This window comes from Sediminibacterium sp., from assembly GCF_030695065.1.
In the GTDB taxonomy this organism is placed as follows: Bacteria; Bacteroidota; Bacteroidia; order Chitinophagales; family Chitinophagaceae; genus Sediminibacterium.
In genome coordinates, this window is sequence record NZ_JAUYTR010000011.1 from 442,836 (window position 1) to 459,518 (window position 16,683).

At 34.9% G+C, this 16,683-nt stretch carries 17 protein-coding genes; 12 read left to right on the top strand and 5 right to left on the bottom strand.

Annotation, left to right across the window (positions count from 1 at the left end):
• Nucleotides 1–23 precede the first annotated feature (23 nt).
• The 4 genes from Q8S25_RS05830 (at nt 24) to galE (ending at nt 3,975) form a co-directional block, all read left to right on the top strand.
• Nucleotides 24–1,070 carry a cell wall metabolism sensor histidine kinase WalK gene (locus Q8S25_RS05830; RefSeq protein WP_305535769.1) on the top strand — a complete coding sequence of 349 codons (1,047 nt, stop codon included), beginning with the start codon at nt 24–26 and terminating at the stop codon, nt 1,068–1,070.
• Between the two features lie 122 nt (nt 1,071–1,192).
• Nucleotides 1,193–1,810: a DUF47 domain-containing protein gene (locus Q8S25_RS05835; protein ID WP_305535771.1), complete on the top strand. Its 618-nt coding sequence runs from the start codon at nt 1,193–1,195 to the stop codon at nt 1,808–1,810.
• 21 nt (nt 1,811–1,831) lie between these two features.
• Complete coding sequence (locus Q8S25_RS05840) at nt 1,832–2,875, top strand: inorganic phosphate transporter (protein ID WP_305535773.1); 1,044 nt, start codon at nt 1,832–1,834, stop codon at nt 2,873–2,875.
• Between the two features lie 59 nt (nt 2,876–2,934).
• Nucleotides 2,935–3,975, top strand: coding sequence for a UDP-glucose 4-epimerase GalE (gene galE / locus Q8S25_RS05845; RefSeq protein WP_305535775.1), 1,041 nt, complete (start codon nt 2,935–2,937; stop codon nt 3,973–3,975).
• Here galE and Q8S25_RS05850 read toward each other — a convergent pair.
• Genes Q8S25_RS05850 through Q8S25_RS05865 form a run of 4 tightly spaced genes read right to left on the bottom strand, consistent with a single transcriptional unit; the run spans nt 3,972 to nt 9,467 of the window.
• Nucleotides 3,972–4,691, bottom strand: coding sequence for a hypothetical protein (locus Q8S25_RS05850; RefSeq protein ID WP_305535777.1), 720 nt, complete (start codon nt 4,689–4,691; stop codon nt 3,972–3,974). The two genes, galE and Q8S25_RS05850, sit on opposite strands and share 4 nt — an antisense overlap.
• Nucleotides 4,692–4,699: 8 nt before the next feature.
• Nucleotides 4,700–5,371, bottom strand: coding sequence for a hypothetical protein (locus Q8S25_RS05855; RefSeq protein ID WP_305535779.1), 672 nt, complete (start codon nt 5,369–5,371; stop codon nt 4,700–4,702).
• A gap of 19 nt (nt 5,372–5,390) precedes the next feature.
• The gene (gene prfA / locus Q8S25_RS05860) at nt 5,391–6,452 is read right to left on the bottom strand and encodes a peptide chain release factor 1 (protein ID WP_305535781.1); all 1,062 of its coding nucleotides are present in this window, start codon (nt 6,450–6,452) and stop codon (nt 5,391–5,393) included.
• A 54-nt stretch (nt 6,453–6,506) separates the two neighbouring features.
• Nucleotides 6,507–9,467: a two-component regulator propeller domain-containing protein gene (locus tag Q8S25_RS05865; protein ID WP_305535783.1), complete on the bottom strand. Its 2,961-nt coding sequence runs from the start codon at nt 9,465–9,467 to the stop codon at nt 6,507–6,509.
• Nucleotides 9,468–9,562: 95 nt separating this feature from the next.
• On the opposite strand from Q8S25_RS05865, the gene Q8S25_RS05870 reads away from it, so the two are divergent.
• From Q8S25_RS05870 to Q8S25_RS05905, 8 genes are all read left to right on the top strand, one after another.
• Nucleotides 9,563–10,234: a response regulator transcription factor gene (locus Q8S25_RS05870; RefSeq protein WP_305535785.1), complete on the top strand. Its 672-nt coding sequence runs from the start codon at nt 9,563–9,565 to the stop codon at nt 10,232–10,234.
• Between the two features lie 66 nt (nt 10,235–10,300).
• Nucleotides 10,301–11,350 (top strand): hypothetical protein, encoded by a 1,050-nt coding sequence (locus Q8S25_RS05875; RefSeq protein ID WP_305535787.1) that lies wholly within the window; start codon nt 10,301–10,303, stop codon nt 11,348–11,350.
• A gap of 78 nt (nt 11,351–11,428) precedes the next feature.
• Nucleotides 11,429–12,139 (top strand): ATP-binding cassette domain-containing protein, encoded by a 711-nt coding sequence (locus Q8S25_RS05880; protein ID WP_305535789.1) that lies wholly within the window; start codon nt 11,429–11,431, stop codon nt 12,137–12,139.
• 42 nt (nt 12,140–12,181) lie between these two features.
• Nucleotides 12,182–13,471 carry a phosphopyruvate hydratase gene (eno, locus tag Q8S25_RS05885; protein WP_305535791.1) on the top strand — a complete coding sequence of 430 codons (1,290 nt, stop codon included), beginning with the start codon at nt 12,182–12,184 and terminating at the stop codon, nt 13,469–13,471.
• 75 nt (nt 13,472–13,546) lie between these two features.
• A complete protein-coding gene (locus Q8S25_RS05890) occupies nt 13,547–13,849 on the top strand; it encodes a septum formation initiator family protein (protein ID WP_305535793.1) in 303 nt (100 codons plus the stop codon).
• Between the two features lie 75 nt (nt 13,850–13,924).
• The gene (locus Q8S25_RS05895) at nt 13,925–14,149 is read left to right on the top strand and encodes a hypothetical protein (RefSeq protein ID WP_305535795.1); all 225 of its coding nucleotides are present in this window, start codon (nt 13,925–13,927) and stop codon (nt 14,147–14,149) included.
• 284 nt (nt 14,150–14,433) lie between these two features.
• Nucleotides 14,434–15,096, top strand: coding sequence for an endonuclease III (gene nth / locus Q8S25_RS05900; RefSeq protein ID WP_305535797.1), 663 nt, complete (start codon nt 14,434–14,436; stop codon nt 15,094–15,096).
• A gap of 4 nt (nt 15,097–15,100) precedes the next feature.
• Entirely contained in the window at nt 15,101–16,120 is a 1,020-nt protein-coding gene (locus Q8S25_RS05905) for a glycoside hydrolase family 43 protein (RefSeq protein WP_305535799.1), read from the top strand.
• Here the strand turns inward: Q8S25_RS05905 and Q8S25_RS05910 are convergent.
• Nucleotides 16,103–16,681 carry a hypothetical protein gene (locus tag Q8S25_RS05910; protein WP_305535801.1) on the bottom strand — a complete coding sequence of 193 codons (579 nt, stop codon included), beginning with the start codon at nt 16,679–16,681 and terminating at the stop codon, nt 16,103–16,105. The two genes, Q8S25_RS05905 and Q8S25_RS05910, sit on opposite strands and share 18 nt — an antisense overlap.
• Nucleotides 16,682–16,683: the final 2 nt, after the last annotated feature.

Here is a 16,683-nt window from a genome sequence, read left to right on the forward strand (position 1 = left end):
CAGCAAAAATGTAAATTGCCACTATGCTGAACACTAAAAATCTTTCCCCTAAGCAGCTTTCGGCCTTTACAGCAGCCATTTTAGCTATCCCAATTTCGATAGGCATTTGGTTTATTAAACCAGATTTGATTATAGCCATTGTATCATTAATTCTAACATTTATAGGTAGTTATTTATTAATTGGATTTGTTTTAGAATCTTTTATATATAGAAAGATTAAATTGATATATAAATTCATCTATCAAACAAAAGCATCAAAAAGAGAAGAGACTTATTACAAATACATTTTACCACAAAAGGGTATTGATGAAGTAAGAGAAGATGTGGAAAAGTGGGCAGAACAAAGAAGTGCAGAAATTGAAATCTTAAAACAAAATGAAGTCTTTAGAAAAGAGTTCCTACAAAATTTAGCCCATGAATTTAAAACACCCATTTTTGCCATACAAGGCTATATTGATACCTTAAGAGATGGGGCAATAGATAATAGAGAAATCAGTATTCGTTTTTTAGAGAATACTGCTAAGAACGTAGATAGAATGGTTAACCTAGTTAAAGACCTAGATGCTATTTCTAGACTAGAAAGCGGGGAACAACCTTTACACAAAGAGTCATTTATTATTCAAGATTTAATAAAAGAAATCTATGAGACCCTCTCTATTAAAATTGATGCTAAAAAAATAAATACTAGTATTAAAAAAGGATGTGAGTTTCCTGTTACTGTTTTTGCAGATAAAGAAAAAATTAGACAAGTCATTAATAATTTGGTTATTAACGCTATTAAGTATGGCAAAGAAGGAGGTCATATTATTGCAAGCATCTATAAAACCGATGAAGAACACGTTTTGGTAGAACTCAGCGATGATGGTATTGGCATTGCTGAAGAGCACATACCAAGGGTATTTGAAAGATTCTATAGAACGGATCGAGGTAGGAGCAGAGATGTGGGCGGTACAGGTTTGGGCTTGGCCATTTGCAAACATATCATTGAAGCACATGGACAAACAATGCATATCCGATCTAAAATTGACGTTGGAACATCAGTCGGTTTCACTTTAGATGGAAAGCAATAGATTTTTTATTTTCAATATTATCGAATTATTAATTTTTTGTAACACGCGAACATCCGAAAGCATTAAGGTAAATTCGCACAAATTTTAAGAACATGGGTGTCAATAACATCGGCCGCTTTTTCATGCCAAAGAATAAAGTTTTTTACGAACTTTTTGAAGACGTTGCTGAAAAAGGGCACGAAATGGGTATCAAATTAAAAGAAATGGTTGGTGAGCCAGACGAAGATAAAAGAAGAGCCATTTTAGCAATTATCGAAGATTTAGAACACAAGAATGACGATAATACTCACAGAGTTTTTACTGAACTAGGAAGAAATTTTATTACTCCATTTGACAGAGAAGATATTCATTACTTAGCAACAGCTTTAGATGATATTGCAGACTATATTTTTGCTTCTGCAAAAAAAATAAATTTCTACAGCGTTAACCCTAACGATACCGGAATTCAAAAAATGGCCGACTTGATTTTGCAGGGCACTATTGAAATTAAAAAAGCGGTATTTGGTTTGAGGGATATGAAAAACCTTCGTGAAATGACTGAAGCCATGGTTAAAGTAAACAGTATTGAGAACCAAGCAGACGATGTGTTTGACATGAGTATTGAAATGTTGTTTCAGAAGGAAAACGATTTCAAGGAAGTAATTAAAAAAAGAGAGATTTATCAAGTGATGGAAATAGCAACAGATAAATGTGAAGACGCAGCTAACGTAATTGAGTCTATCATAATTAAATACGCTTAATCAGCATCATCAACTTGATTTATGTTTACATTACTGGTAATCATCATAGTATTAGCTTTTATTTTTGACTACATCAATGGATTCCATGATGCAGCAAATTCAATTGCAACAATTGTTTCCACCAAAGTATTGACGCCTTTTCAAGCTGTAGTTTGGGCAGCTTTTTTTAATTTTACTGCATTCTTTATTTCAAAATATATTTTCAAAGAATTTGGAATTGGTAATACCGTTGCTAAATGGGTGAATGCAGACTTTATTACTTTAGAAGTTTTAATGGCAGGAATTATGGCAGCCATCACCTGGAATTTAATCACTTGGTGGTTTGGTATTCCATCTAGCTCTTCGCATACCTTAATGGGTGGATTCATAGGTGCAGCTTTAGCGCATGCAGGAGGTTTGTCTGGTGAAGCTGGAGATGTAATTAATTATTCAAAAGTAATACCCACCTTCCTCTTTATCTTTTTTGCACCATTAATTGGAATGTTCATAGCATTTATAATTACCATTATCATTGTTCATTTATGCAAACGATCCAACCCCTACAAAGCAGAGAACTGGTTTAAGAAATTACAATTGGTTTCTTCGGCAGCATTTAGTATAGGACACGGAGGAAACGATGCGCAAAAAGTGATGGGAATCATTGGAGCTGCCATCATATTCTATGAAAAAAATACCAACGGAGTTGTCATGGATTTCAACACATTCGTGAACGCATACCCTTGGGTTCCATTCACCAGCTTTTTATGTATTGGTATTGGTACCATGAGTGGTGGTTGGAAGATTGTAAAAACAATGGGAACAAAAATTACTAAGGTAACCCCGCTAGAAGGCGTTGCTGCAGAAACGGCGGGTGCAATTACATTATTTTTAACGGAGCACTTTAAAATACCTGTATCAACTACGCATACCATAACAGGAGCCATTATAGGTGTGGGTGCAACCAAACGTTTAAGTGCAGTAAGGTGGGGCGTTACCGTTAACTTACTTTGGGCATGGATCCTAACTATTCCTATTTCAGCATTTATTGCCGCTATTTTTTATGCAATTATTAAATTGATTGTATAAAAATTTAAGCTTCTACAGTTGGCTTTTGCAGTATATTGCAGTAAAGAATAAACTTCAATATGGCAAAAATTTTGGTGACCGGTGGAACCGGATTTATTGGCTCACATACCATTGTAGATTTAATTGAAAATGGCTACGATGTAATCTCTATAGATAACTTTGCAAGGTCTACCACTATTGCCCTAGCTGGAATAGAAAAAATCACTGGTAAGAAAATCAAAAACTACACTGTCGATTTAAAAAACTTTGACGAAACAAGAGCTGTTTTCCAAGAAAATACAGATATCGCTGGAATTATTCATTTTGCTGCATACAAAGCCGTGGGCGAATCTGTTGAAGAGCCATTAAGGTATTACGAGAACAATATGTTTGGACTAATTAACCTACTAAAATGTGTTCAGGAGTTTTCGGTACCCAATTTTGTATTCTCTTCATCTTGTACAGTTTATGGCAATCCAGATGTAATTCCCGTTACCGAAAACACAGCAATTAAACCTGCAGAGTCTCCTTATGGAGCCACTAAACAAATGGGCGAAGTGGTTATTAAAGACTTTTCTAAAGTAGTTAATACCAACACTATTCTATTAAGGTACTTTAATCCGGTGGGAGCACATCCGTCTTGTTTAATTGGTGAACTACCTGTAGGTAAGCCTCAAAATTTGGTTCCTGCAATTACACAAACTGCAATAGGAAAGCTGCCGAAAATGTGGGTACACGGAAGTGATTACCCAACTAAAGACGGCTCTTGCGTAAGAGATTATATACATGTGTCAGATATAGCACATGCACATACATTGGCCATACAATATTTATTGAATGGGAAAAATGAAACCAAATGCGACGTATTTAATTTGGGAACTGGAGATGGGGTAAGTGTGTTAGAAGCTATCCATACATTCGAGGAAGTAAGTAATGTAAAATTGAATTATGAAATAGGACCTCGCAGAGCTGGTGATGTAGTAGCTATTTATGCAAATAATGATGCAGCAGTTACTAAGCTAGGCTGGAAAATCAAATACGGAATAAAAGAAATGATGGAAACGGCTTGGAAATGGGAACTAAAATTAAAACAAGAAGCCGATCAAATTATCAATAACTAGGGCTGCTGTTCCGTTTTATTTAACAAAGCCAAACTATTATAAAAGGAAACAATTTTAACCAAATCTGTTTCCTTTCTTATTTTAAGCCCTTCCCTACCAATATAACCTTTTACTTCATTTATCCAATCAGGGAACATCAATACCAAATCATCCACTTTTTTAATCTGGTGCATTTCGTTATTAGCGAAAATATAAAAGTAGAATTGAGGTTCAAGCTTAAAGCTAACCCCTTGACCGTATTGCATTCGATCAGAAAAAGTGTAGTGTATATATTTAAGCAGCTTAGCATTCCCTTCAGCTAATACCTGATAAAAACTATTCCATCTCTGTTTATCAATTCTTGGAAATCCTGCTTGAAAAACAGCCGCTTTTTTCCCTTCATTTAAAAATTCTATTCGCTTAACAGCGGCTGTTAAAACAATTAATTGTTGCTTTTCATTTTCAGTAAAAAGTTGGCTGTTGTATAAATTAAGTTTAAACTGATTCCCCTCAGTTACTTCCCCATTAAACAGTGTAATTCGTGCAGGAATAAAGTTGGAATTAAACCAAGGACTTCCTTCATAAGGAATACCAGTAAAATTTCCATCAGAAAAATAGGATGGATCCATATTAAAGCGGAAATAATAAACATTATAAGCACCTGCTAGCTGGGCGTTTGCAAACTTGGGGAAACAAAAAAGAATAGCAATAAATATAAAAGTGACAACTAATCTCATGAAAATAACTACTTAACTAGTTGATTGTAATAATTAAATAATTTTTCTAAATCGGCCTGCCTTTTAAACTTAGTTTTCTCTTTTTTAATAAAAGCAGCCATTTCTGCAGACTTATCTTCCATTAAAGCCAAGAGATTTTCTTCTTTAGATACTTTAGTAATTTTAGAGCCGATTGATCCATAATAATTAATCAACTTATCAGTAGTAGTTACTGCTCCAGTGCCGTAGACCATTTTGGTTTCTGTTGCAAACTTGGTATCCATTAATAATTTGGCCTTGCCATCAGACAAAACCTGATAAAAATTATTTTGATTTAAATTATCTATTACATCAAACCCTTTTTCAAAAACAGTAATACTACCGTTGGGCATTTCAAATTCTATGCGATAAATAGGACTCACCACTTCCATATCAGCCCCGTCGGCCTCCATATAAAACAACCTGTTTTCTTGTAAAATCAGCTTATACTTTGCATCGCTCTTTAATTTTCCAGCTTTGGTATATAAAGAGGCTTTTAAATAGTCGGGATGAAATAAATAACTTGCATTTTCAATACTAGCCGATTTAGACCGAATATCTAATCCATTAGCGTCTCTCAAGAAAATTCTAGTACCCACTTCTTGGGACATTATTGTATTGCTAACAATTATGGAAGTAATTAAAAACAGTATTTTTTTCATACTGTTAAGTTAAGAAAGTTTATTGATTCGTCATCTTTTCTGCATTTTCTGCCATTTGCAATGCCTCAATAAATTCTTCAATTTCACCATTAATAACCGCGTCTAAATTATAAGAGGTAAGTCCAATTCTATGATCGGTAACCCTACCTTGCGGCCAATTATACGTTCTAATTTTAGCACTACGGTCTCCCGTACTCACCAATGTTTTACGTTGCCTTGAAATTTCATCCTCATGCTTTCGAACCTGTTCTTCGTATAATTTAGAACGAAGCATGGTCATTGCTTTCTCTCTATTCCCCAACTGGGAACGCTCCGTTTGACAAACCACTACAACCCCTGTAGGAATATGGGTTAAGAAAACTTTCGTTTCAACTTTATTAACGTTTTGACCACCTGCTCCCCCGCTTCGAGCAGTTTCCATTTTCACATCACTTTCTTTCAATTCAAAATCAATTTCATCGGCTTCGGGCATAACAGCAACAGTAGCTGCTGAAGTGTGCACTCGACCTTGTGTTTCTGTATTGGGAACTCTTTGTACACGGTGTACGCCACTTTCAAATTTTAAAGTACCATAAACATCTTCGCCTGTAACTTCTACTATTACTTCTTTATAACCGCCCACAGTGCCTTCACTTTCTGTAACGATGGCGGTTTTCCAACCTTTTTTAGAACAATAACGTAAGTACATCCCCAATAAATCACCTGCAAATAAACTGGCTTCGTCTCCACCAGTTCCAGCCCTGATTTCTAAAATGGCATTTTTATCGTCTTGAGGATCTTTAGGAATTAGTAGCTTGGTTAATTCCTTTTCCAATTCTTCTTTGCGTACTTCTAAATCAGGCAACTCCATTTTAGCCAACTCGCGCATATCTTCATCTGAGCTATTTAAGCCCTCTTTGGCATATTTATGATCGGCCAATACCCTAATATATTCTTCATAAGGTTTTACAATCTTCTCAAGAGAACGATACTCTTTGCTATAAACCCCAAATTCCTTTTGATTATTGATAATTTCAGGGTTGGTGAGCGCAATACCCACTTGATCAAATCTTGCTTTTATGGCTTCTAGCTTATTCAGCATATACTAAATTCATTTTCGGACTGCAAAAGTACGGTTTTAGAAGGGTTTATACGCCTAGAAACGAAAGCTTATTCGGGTTCCTTTTCCCAATTCTGATATGATTTTAGCATCTAATCCAGCTTCACTAGCTCTATCTTGCATATTTTGCAGCCCGTATCCATCAGAGCCTTTTTTCATATCAAAGCCAATTCCATTGTCTTCAATAACCACTAATATAGGGTCATTAATAGCTATTTTTATGAAAATTTGAGTGCATTGAGCATGTTTCAAAGAGTTGGTTAATGCTTCTTGCATCATTCGCAACAAATGAATACTAACCCCAGGGCTCATCATTTTCTCTTGAATTATTTCTTCCTTAACGTCAATTTGAATAGAGAGATAATTGGGGGCAATTCTGTTTATTAAATTTTTAAACCGATCACTCAACGAAGTCATACTAATTTGTTGGTACTGCATTACCCAAATAGTTTCTCTAAGGGCACTAACCATATCTTCTGCATTCCCTTTTAATTGATACATGGTTTCCGAACTATTGGAATCCATTTTTTCTAACTGTATAATATTTGATTTTATAGCTGCAGCATAAGCCCCTAAATGATCATGTAAGTCTCTAGAAATTCTTTCTCTTTCTTTATAAATCCCTTGTTCAACGGCAGCTTTTCGAAGCTGTTCTTGTATTTTTCTTTTAGTCAAAAATCGAATGAAAAAAACAATTCCCAACAATAAAAGAATACTAGCCGGAATAATGAAAAAGCTATTTTGCCAAATGGGAGGTTCCCGACTAATATATAGCGTGCTTATTGATCCAAATTTCATTAAGGCAATATTTTCCGCTGCTCTAAATTCTAATTGCAATTTTTTATATGGCAAATTGGTAAAACTAATTCTTCTATTGTTAGGTTGTAATGTTACCCACTGGTCAACTATTCCTAAACACCTATATTGGTAAACAACTTTATCAGCATTGATAAAGCAAGGCGCAGAAATTTCTAAAGAAATAGACTTGTCGTCAGCATCTAGTTGAAAGTGTTTGGTTATACTAACTGGTGAATAATTTATTGCTGCATCTGTAACAAAACATTTTAATTGAATTGGAATTGGCCAAACAGAACTGGGATTAATCATTACCAATCCCTCAGAACTACCTAATAGTATATGACCCTTATTATTTTTTGCAATACTAGCCAATAAATAATCAGATGCAGGAACTCCGTTTTGTTCTGTTATTGCATCTATTCTACCAGATTGTTGATTCAGCAAATTCATACCACTTGTAGTTGCTACCCAAATTCTATTGTATGAATCTGCCATAATACCTGAAACAATATTACCAGATAACCCATTGGATTGATTATAAGAAGTGAATTTCCCATTGTCCCATTTATAAATTCCATTACTTAAAGTAGCAATCCAAATATTACCTCTTTTATCTTCGGCACACCCAGTGATAATGGTTCTTTTGATATAAGGACTTTGATCGCTATCTGTTTTATAATGTATAATTCTAATCCCATTCTGGTCAAATACATCTATTCCTGCATTCGTGCTTACCCAAGTTCGTCCCTTACTATCAGTAAATGAATGAAGCACGTAAGAACCAGTGATTTGATTATTTACCAAAGAAGCTTCTGCATAATAACGAACAATTTGATTATTTATTAAATTCAAAATTATTAAACCAGATTTGGTAGCTATAAATAATTGGTTGCTCTTTTGATTAATATTTAAATGAAAAATGGTATTGTCTACCAATTTTTTATTTTGAACACTTGCCACTAATTCTGGAGCAGAAGAAGGATCAATTTTATAAAGTCCTTCATTTTCTATTGCAGCCCAAATACGTCCATTTTCACCCACCGCAAGTGCCCTAACTTTTTTTCGCACTATTAATTTTGTTTGTTGGGTAATTGCAGTCTTTTTGTATAAACCAGAAATGGAAGCTACCCAGTCATTACCCAATGAATCTTGGGCATAAGCAAAAACTGTTTCCCGTTTATTTTCAGGTTGAAATAATTGAAAAGAGGATGAAGCAGGATTATAAAGTAAAGCACCATTATTGGCAAAACCAATCCAACTTAATCCAAATGTATCATGATAAGTACACAAAACAGCATTAGATTGATTTAGCGATAAAGGCAATTGGCTAGATTTCCAAAAAAAAGGCTTAAAAGTCGAATCAATTTTAATAATACCAGACAAACTAGAAACCCAAGCAATATTCTTTTGATCAAAAGAAATCTGGTTTATTTTTTCATTCAAAACAATACTATCCTTCAACCAACGGAATTTTTTTGTGTCAAAAACCTGAATGGTTGGTTTTGATTCATTGGTTTCATTAACCACCCAAATTGCTTGATTTTGGTCATGGTATAAAGCAGTTGCAACAAATGGTTGTTGATTATTTTGATGAGTGTCAAATATTTCTAAAAGCTTACCTGTGCTTGGGTGATATAAGTAGAATTGACCTTTGGAATATTTCCAAATACCTTTTGCATTGGCAGTATAACAAGCATGATTATCTACATTTCCTGTTAACTTTTTAAAATACTTTGAGCGATGTTCCCATATAAAAAGTTGGCCCTCCACTACTATAGCTAGATTGCCATTGCCAATTGGATAAATTTGATCAAATACATATTGAATTACTTTTTTCTTAGAAGGATCTGGGTGAATTCTTTCGAACTTTCCTTTGTTTAAATCCAATTTATTCAACCCATTTCTAGTACCTACCCAAATAGTTCCAGATCCATCCTCAGAAATAGCCGTAATATACTGATCGCTCAAACTACTAGAGTCTGTTGGATTATGCTTGTACTGTTTAAATGACAACCCATCAAATCGATTCAAACCATCTTGCGTGCCCATCCAAACAAGGCCTTTGCTATCTCTAAATATGGTCGTTACAGCATTTTGAGTCAGCCCATTTTTAATGGAATAAGGTAAAAATCCAGATTGACTATACCCCAAAAGGGCAAGTAATAATGGGATAATTAAACCGAATACCTTAAACTGCATATAAGCTTTAAATTAATACATTTATTTTGAAGAACATTACAAATACAGCATATGCAGTATAGACTATTAGTATAATTAGGATGAACTTTAATTACATGATTCAAATTGGCATAGTAGACGACAAATCCCTTAATCGAAAAATGATTAGACAGAATTTGTATGGAATACCCAATATTGAAATTGTAATTGAAGCTGTAAACGGATTAGACTTTTTAGATAAAATAAAAGAAAAGCCTTCCAATCATTTACCCCAAGTAGTTTTGATAGATTTAGATATGCCAATATTGAATGGCATTGAAACCATTGCCATTGCTACCATACGTTTCCCATTGATTAAATTTATTGTATTAACTGTATTTGATGATGATGAAAAAATATTTGAAGCCATTAAAGCCGGTGCAGCTGGTTATTTATTAAAAGATGATGCTCCCGACATGTTAATTGATGCCATCAACAATGCATTCCATTTAAATGGAGCCCCTATGAGCCCTGCAATAGCTAGAAAAACACTAAAATGGTTAAAGCAAAGTAACCAACCATTTCCATCGAATCATTCAGCTTCAGATAATGTATTAAATGTTCTAACAGAACGTGAACAAGAAATTCTTAAACTTTTAGTAGAAGGTCAGGATTATAAAAAAATTGCAAGCACATTATTTATAAGCCCTCAAACGGTGCGCACTCATATCAGTAGAATCTATGAGAAACTGCATATCAATTCAAAAGCTCAGGCCATACAATTAGCCAACAAGTATAACCGGAACTAAAATACAGCATATGCTGTATTGTTTACCGCGTTCGACTACAATAGCTTCATTCAAAAATAATCAATCATGAAAAAGCTAGCAATTTATGCAATACTACTTTTGTGCTGCAACAACTTATTTGCTCAAACAATAGGCGAAGTTGATCTTAAAGACATTAATAACTATGGTTTGAGAAAACTAAAAGATGCTCCTAAAAAAGTTTTCATCAGCCAATTCAGGGTAAATTTTCAAACAATGTATTTGGATACAGAAAAAAAATCAGGTGGATTTAGAGGTGGTAGTGATTATACAAGGAGTTATAAAAGTGCTGTTAGTGCAAGTTTATCGTTAGGTCTTAAAGGCGTACAAGAAAATGATTTGATAGATATTACAGATGAACTGTATAAAAACTTGATTGATCAATTAAAAGCAGAAGGTTTTGAAATAGTTACAGCAGAACAAGCATTAGCAGCCGAAGAATTGCAAGACTGGGTTAAAAGAACAGGGGGAAGTTTAAGCCAAGCCCAATTTGATGGTTATGTATCTGTTTCGCCAAGAGGTTTTGATTATTTAGTAAAAGGCGTAAAAGATGATGGTAAAGAAAAAAATTCATTCTTTAGTAAAGCGCCAAAAATTTCCCAACAATTAGGGGGGACAATGGTATTGATGGTAAATATAGCAGTGCCTTTTGCCAAAGAGGCTGAATCAGGTGGAAGTAAACTATTGGGTAGACTAGGTGGTGGTGCAAAAGTAGTTGCAGAAACCAATTTAATGATTGGTAGCGATGCATTAGACTATAGTGGAACAACAGGATTTTATGCCAATGGGAGTTCTGTCATTGGTTTCAATATCAAACAAAGCATGTCTAATATTAGTGTAGGTAACTGGTTGTTAAAAAAGCCAATCACCATTGATGGTGTGCTTGAAAAGAAAAAATACAAAGCAGAAGAACAAGCTAAAGTGGATATGTGGGGAACAGATGCAGGATTATTCAGGGTATTTGATGTAGACGATCGATTCATGAAAAATGTACAAGCCATTCCAGTAGAGTCAAGTAAATACAAAGCTGGTGTTGCAGCAGCTGCAAATAAATACCTCAATGCAGTAATGGATGAAATCAGGAGCAACTTAAAATAGCAAATGCACAAATATTAACGATTTGTCTAAAAAAATAAAACCAAAATGAACTAGGTTTGGTACTCATAAACAGTATCAATGTCTATAGTAGTAAACCATTTGGTTAAAAAATACGGAACACAAATAGCAGTGAACGATCTTTCCTTTACTTTAGAAAAAGGAGAGATCGTTGGCTTTTTAGGACCTAATGGGGCAGGAAAGAGTACTACTATGAAAATGATTACAGGATCCATTGAACCAGATGGAGGCAGCATTGAAGTGAGTGGAATCAATATGAGCAAAGACCCCATCGCCTGTAAAAGTAAATTAGGTTATTTGGCAGAAACCAATCCACATTACTACGATTTATATATAAAAGAGTATTTGCAATTTGTTGCAGCAGTGCACCATTGCCACAATGTGCAAGCACAAATTAAAAAAGTGATAGAGCTGGTGGGATTAGGCCCTGAACAACATAAAAAAATTGGCCAACTATCGAAGGGCTATAAGCAAAGGGTGGGATTAGCAGCCGCTATTATACACGAACCCGATGTGCTTATTTTAGATGAACCAACAACCGGATTAGACCCTAATCAAATTATAGAAATAAGACAATTAATTAAGGATTTAGGACAAAATAAAACCGTACTATTCTCTAGTCATATTTTGCAAGAAATAGAAGCCATCTGCAGTAGGGTGATTATCATTCACAAAGGCAATTTAGTGGCCAATCAACCCATTCATGAGTTAAATCAAAGCAGTAGTTTAGAAGCAGTTTTCAGAAGCTTAACAGGCGCTATTAGTGTATAAACTACATATTACTTATATTTGAGTCCATTTAAAACAAATACCATGAGTTACATTATTGATGTACATGCAAGACAGATATTAGATAGTAGAGGTAATCCTACCGTAGAAGTAGATGTATTAACCGACGATGGCGCATTAGGCAGAGCAGCTGTTCCAAGCGGAGCAAGCACAGGAATTCATGAAGCAGTTGAATTACGTGACAACGATAAGAAAAAATATGTAGGAAAAGGAGTGTTAAAAGCAGTTAAGAATGTAAACACTGCTATTGCTGACGCAATCATTGGATTAGATGTTTCTGAACAAGCTGCAATAGATCAAATTATGATCGATTTAGATGGTACCCCTAACAAAGCCAAGCTAGGTGCCAATGCAATATTAGCAGTGAGTATGGCAGTTGCAAAAGCAGCAGCTGACGAAGCTTCATTGCCTTTGTACCGTTATATAGGCGGAACCAATGCCAAAACATTGCCTATTCCAATGATGAATATTGTAAATGGTGGTGCACACGCAGACAATAAAATTGATTTCCAAGAATTCATGATCATGCCTGTTGGCGCTCCAAGCTTTAGTGAAGGATTGCGTTGGGGAGTAGAAATTTTTCATACACTTAAAAACGTATTGAAGAAAAAAGGATACAGCACTAATGTGGGAGACGAAGGAGGATTTGCCCCTAATATTCAAAGCAACGAAGAAGCCATAGAAACCGTATTGGAATCTATACAAGCAGCAGGCTACAAAACAGGCTCACAAATTGTGATTGCCATGGATGCCGCTAACAGCGAATTATGGGATGCCAAGAAAAAGAAATATGTATTCCACAAGAGCAGTGGCAAAGTGATGAGTAGCGACGAGCTAGTGAAGTTCTGGGAAAAATGGGTGAAGCAGTATCCGATTGTTTCTATTGAAGATGGAATGGCAGAAGACGATTGGAATGGTTGGAAAGCCTTGACACAAGCAGTTGGAAGCAAATGTCAATTAGTGGGAGACGATTTATTTGTTACCAATGTAGATCGTATTCAGCAAGGAGTAGATAAAAATATTGCCAATGGTTTATTGGTTAAAGTAAACCAAATTGGAACCATCACGGAAACCATCAATGCAGTAACATTAGCTCAGCACAATGGATACAATACCATTATGAGTCATAGAAGTGGTGAAACAGAAGATACTACTATTGCAGATTTAGCAGTAGCATTAAACTGTGGCCAAATTAAAACAGGATCTGCTTCAAGAACTGATCGCATGGCTAAATACAACCAATTGATTCGTATTGAGGAAATGTTGGGTGAAACAGGAACCTATCCAAAAGGAAAAATCAAGTTCGGTAAATAAATCATTTGCACGACTGTGCACAAATCTTACTTGGCAGATAAAGGTTTCTTATTACTTTTATCTGCCAATTTTTTTATGAAGAAAGCAATCCCATACCTCACTAATAAATACCTGATAGCGGCTATTCTATTTATAGTATGGATGTTGTTTTACGACCAGCGAGATTATTTTCAGCAAAAAGAACGCAGGGACGAATTGAAAAAATTAGAACTAAAAAAAGCATACTACGAGCAGGAAATAGAAAAGACCAAAAAAGAACTATACGATTTACAGAATAGTCCTGCAGCCATAGAAAAGTATGCCCGTGAGCGATACTTAATGAAAAAAGACGGGGAAGATATTTTTATTTTTGAAGACTCCAGCGCCCGAAAAAATTAATTCTTTACAATATTTTAATATTGGTACCGTTTTATAAAAGACCGTATCCTCTTGTTCACTCGCAGCCAACTGCTTATGAAAAACTTTAAAGAAGAGGAATTGATTATGTACGTATACCAGGATTGCACACCCGAGCTTACAAAAGCCATTGATAAAGCTATATTAGCAGACGCCGAACTAAAAAAACAAGTAGAAAGCCTACAACGATCTAAAGATCAACTAGACAAGCTGAAGCTTAAATCCCCTTCTAAAAAATCCATTAAAGCTATTTTAGATTACGCCAGAAAAAAGGAAAATTAGTACCCTTTTTTTGCTCCTTAATGCTATTTGAAATCCAACGTAGAGGAATAATAATAGAAAAAAAACACAAAAAGAAGCTAATTACTGTAAAATCGTTTAAGGATAAATAATTCGATGTAATAACCCAAATAACCATTAGAGTTATTAATTTAAAGATGTTTTCAATAAACTTATTCATTACTCGTGTTTTATATTTATTAAATTAGCGAGTTTCCTGCTTGATTAGCAAATTCGGAACCAAATTTAACAAAAGCTATTAGTATAATTACACTTTCAACTTGAAAATGACCAAGAAGCAACGTTACCAGGAAGTCATCAACTATTTTCAAGAAACAACTCCAGTTGCAGAAACAGAGCTATTATACGATAATCCATTTCAATTATTGGTGGCCGTAATCCTTTCAGCCCAATGCACCGATAAACGAGTTAATCTAACGACCCCTGGCATATTCAAAGTTTACCCTACGCCACAAAGAATGGCTAAAGCCAGTTTTGATGATTTGTTTCAGCTCATCAGAAGTATCTCCTATCCCAATAATAAAACCAAGCATTTAATTGGCATGGCCAATATGTTACTGGAACAATTTGGGGGCGAAGTTCCTATGACGGTAGAAGCATTAGTAAAGCTTCCAGGTGTTGGAAGAAAAACAGCCAACGTTATTACCAGTGTAATTGACGAACAACCCAATATGGCGGTGGATACCCATGTATTCAGGGTAAGTCATCGTTTGGGTTTAGTCAGCACAAAAGCTACTACTCCATTGGCAGTTGAAAAAGAACTCATCAAAAATATTCCAGAAGAACTGGTACACAGAGCCCATCATTGGTTGATATTACATGGCAGGTACACTTGCTTGGCGCGTAATCCTAAATGTGATGAATGTGGAATCAAAAACAGTTGTTCTTATTTTGCAAAACAAGAAAAGAAAAAAAGCAAATCAAATTAGGGTTATGAAAAAAATCATTTGCTTTTTTTTGCTATGCACATCATCATTTGCAACCATTGCTGCGCAAGAAACAAAAAGAAACAATAGGCTAAAATCAGGCAACCCTGTCATTGAAGGTTGGTATGCCGATCCAGAAGGCGTAATACTGAAAAACCAATTTTGGATCTTTCCCACTTTTTCATCCAAATACAAATCACAAGTTTTTTTAGACGCATTTTCTTCCACCAATTTAGTCAATTGGGAAAAACATGTTCGCGTATTAGATACCAGCATCATCAAATGGGCTTATATGGCGATGTGGGCTCCATCAATTGTGAAAAAAGACAATCAATATTTTTTATTTTTTTCTGCCAATGATATTCAAAGCAAAAAGCGAAACGGCGTAAAAGATGATCACAACGGAGGCATTGGAATTGCAGTAGCGTCTAATCCCGAAGGACCCTATAAAGATTATTTAGGTAAACCATTGATCAATCAATTTTACAATGATGCCCAACCCATTGATCAGTTTGTGTTTCAAGATAAAGACAGTTCCTACTATATTATTTATGGTGGATGGGGGCGTTGCAATATTGGCCAACTCAACAAGAATTTTACCGCACTAGAACCCTTCCCCAATGGTGAATTAGTAAAAGAAATAACCCCTAAAGGATATGTAGAAGGTCCTACCATGTTTATCAGAAATGGTACTTATTATTTAATGTGGTCAGAAGGTGGTTGGACCAATGGAACCTATAAAGTGGCTTATGCAAGAGCCAATAATATTTATGGGCCTTTCGAAAGAGAAAGTACCATTTTAGAAGCAGATTCAAGGGTTGCAACTGGAGCAGGCCACCACTCAGTAATGAATATTCCTTGTACAGATGAATGGTATATTGTTTACCATCGAAGACCTATACCGAACTTAGATAGAGACCATCGCGTTACTTGTATAGACAAGCTTTACTTTAATGCAGATGGCAGTATTCAAAAAGTAAAAATGAGTTTTGAAGGAGTAGAGAAAAGATTACTCAATATTAAATAAGCTAGTATTAACCAAAGACGATTTCTTTGAAAGCAAAGAAATCGTCCAAGCTAATTTCCCATGGCCTTCTACTGGGCTTATTGTCTCTTTTAGCCCTTTAATTGGAAGAAATCCAAATCCATTGTCAAAAACATCAAAAAAATCTTTCCCATCAAATTTGGGAATCTTTGTTGAAGAATCAACTATGAGGAATACTTTTTCTTCCCCAGCAAAACTCTTTATTAAATAATCTCCAATAAATCCATTCATTGTATCTTTCTTCATCTCAATTGAAACAGGACTTCTAGAATCTTGCATTTTAAATGAATGAATACCCCCATTACTACTTTTTACTTTTACAGATTGATTCTTAAAATCGGCTAGAGTAACTCTTGAAGAATCATTTTCAAGGAATGATAGAATTTTATCTTCAGCGATTAAATAAGTTCTAATAGTTACATGCGATCCGTCTTTATCAGTTACTGTAATTTTGTACTTGCATTCCAAAACGGCTACATGCTGACTAAATAAAATTGTAGCAATTGATAAGAAGAAGATAAATAATGAGATTTTAAGAGTCATTT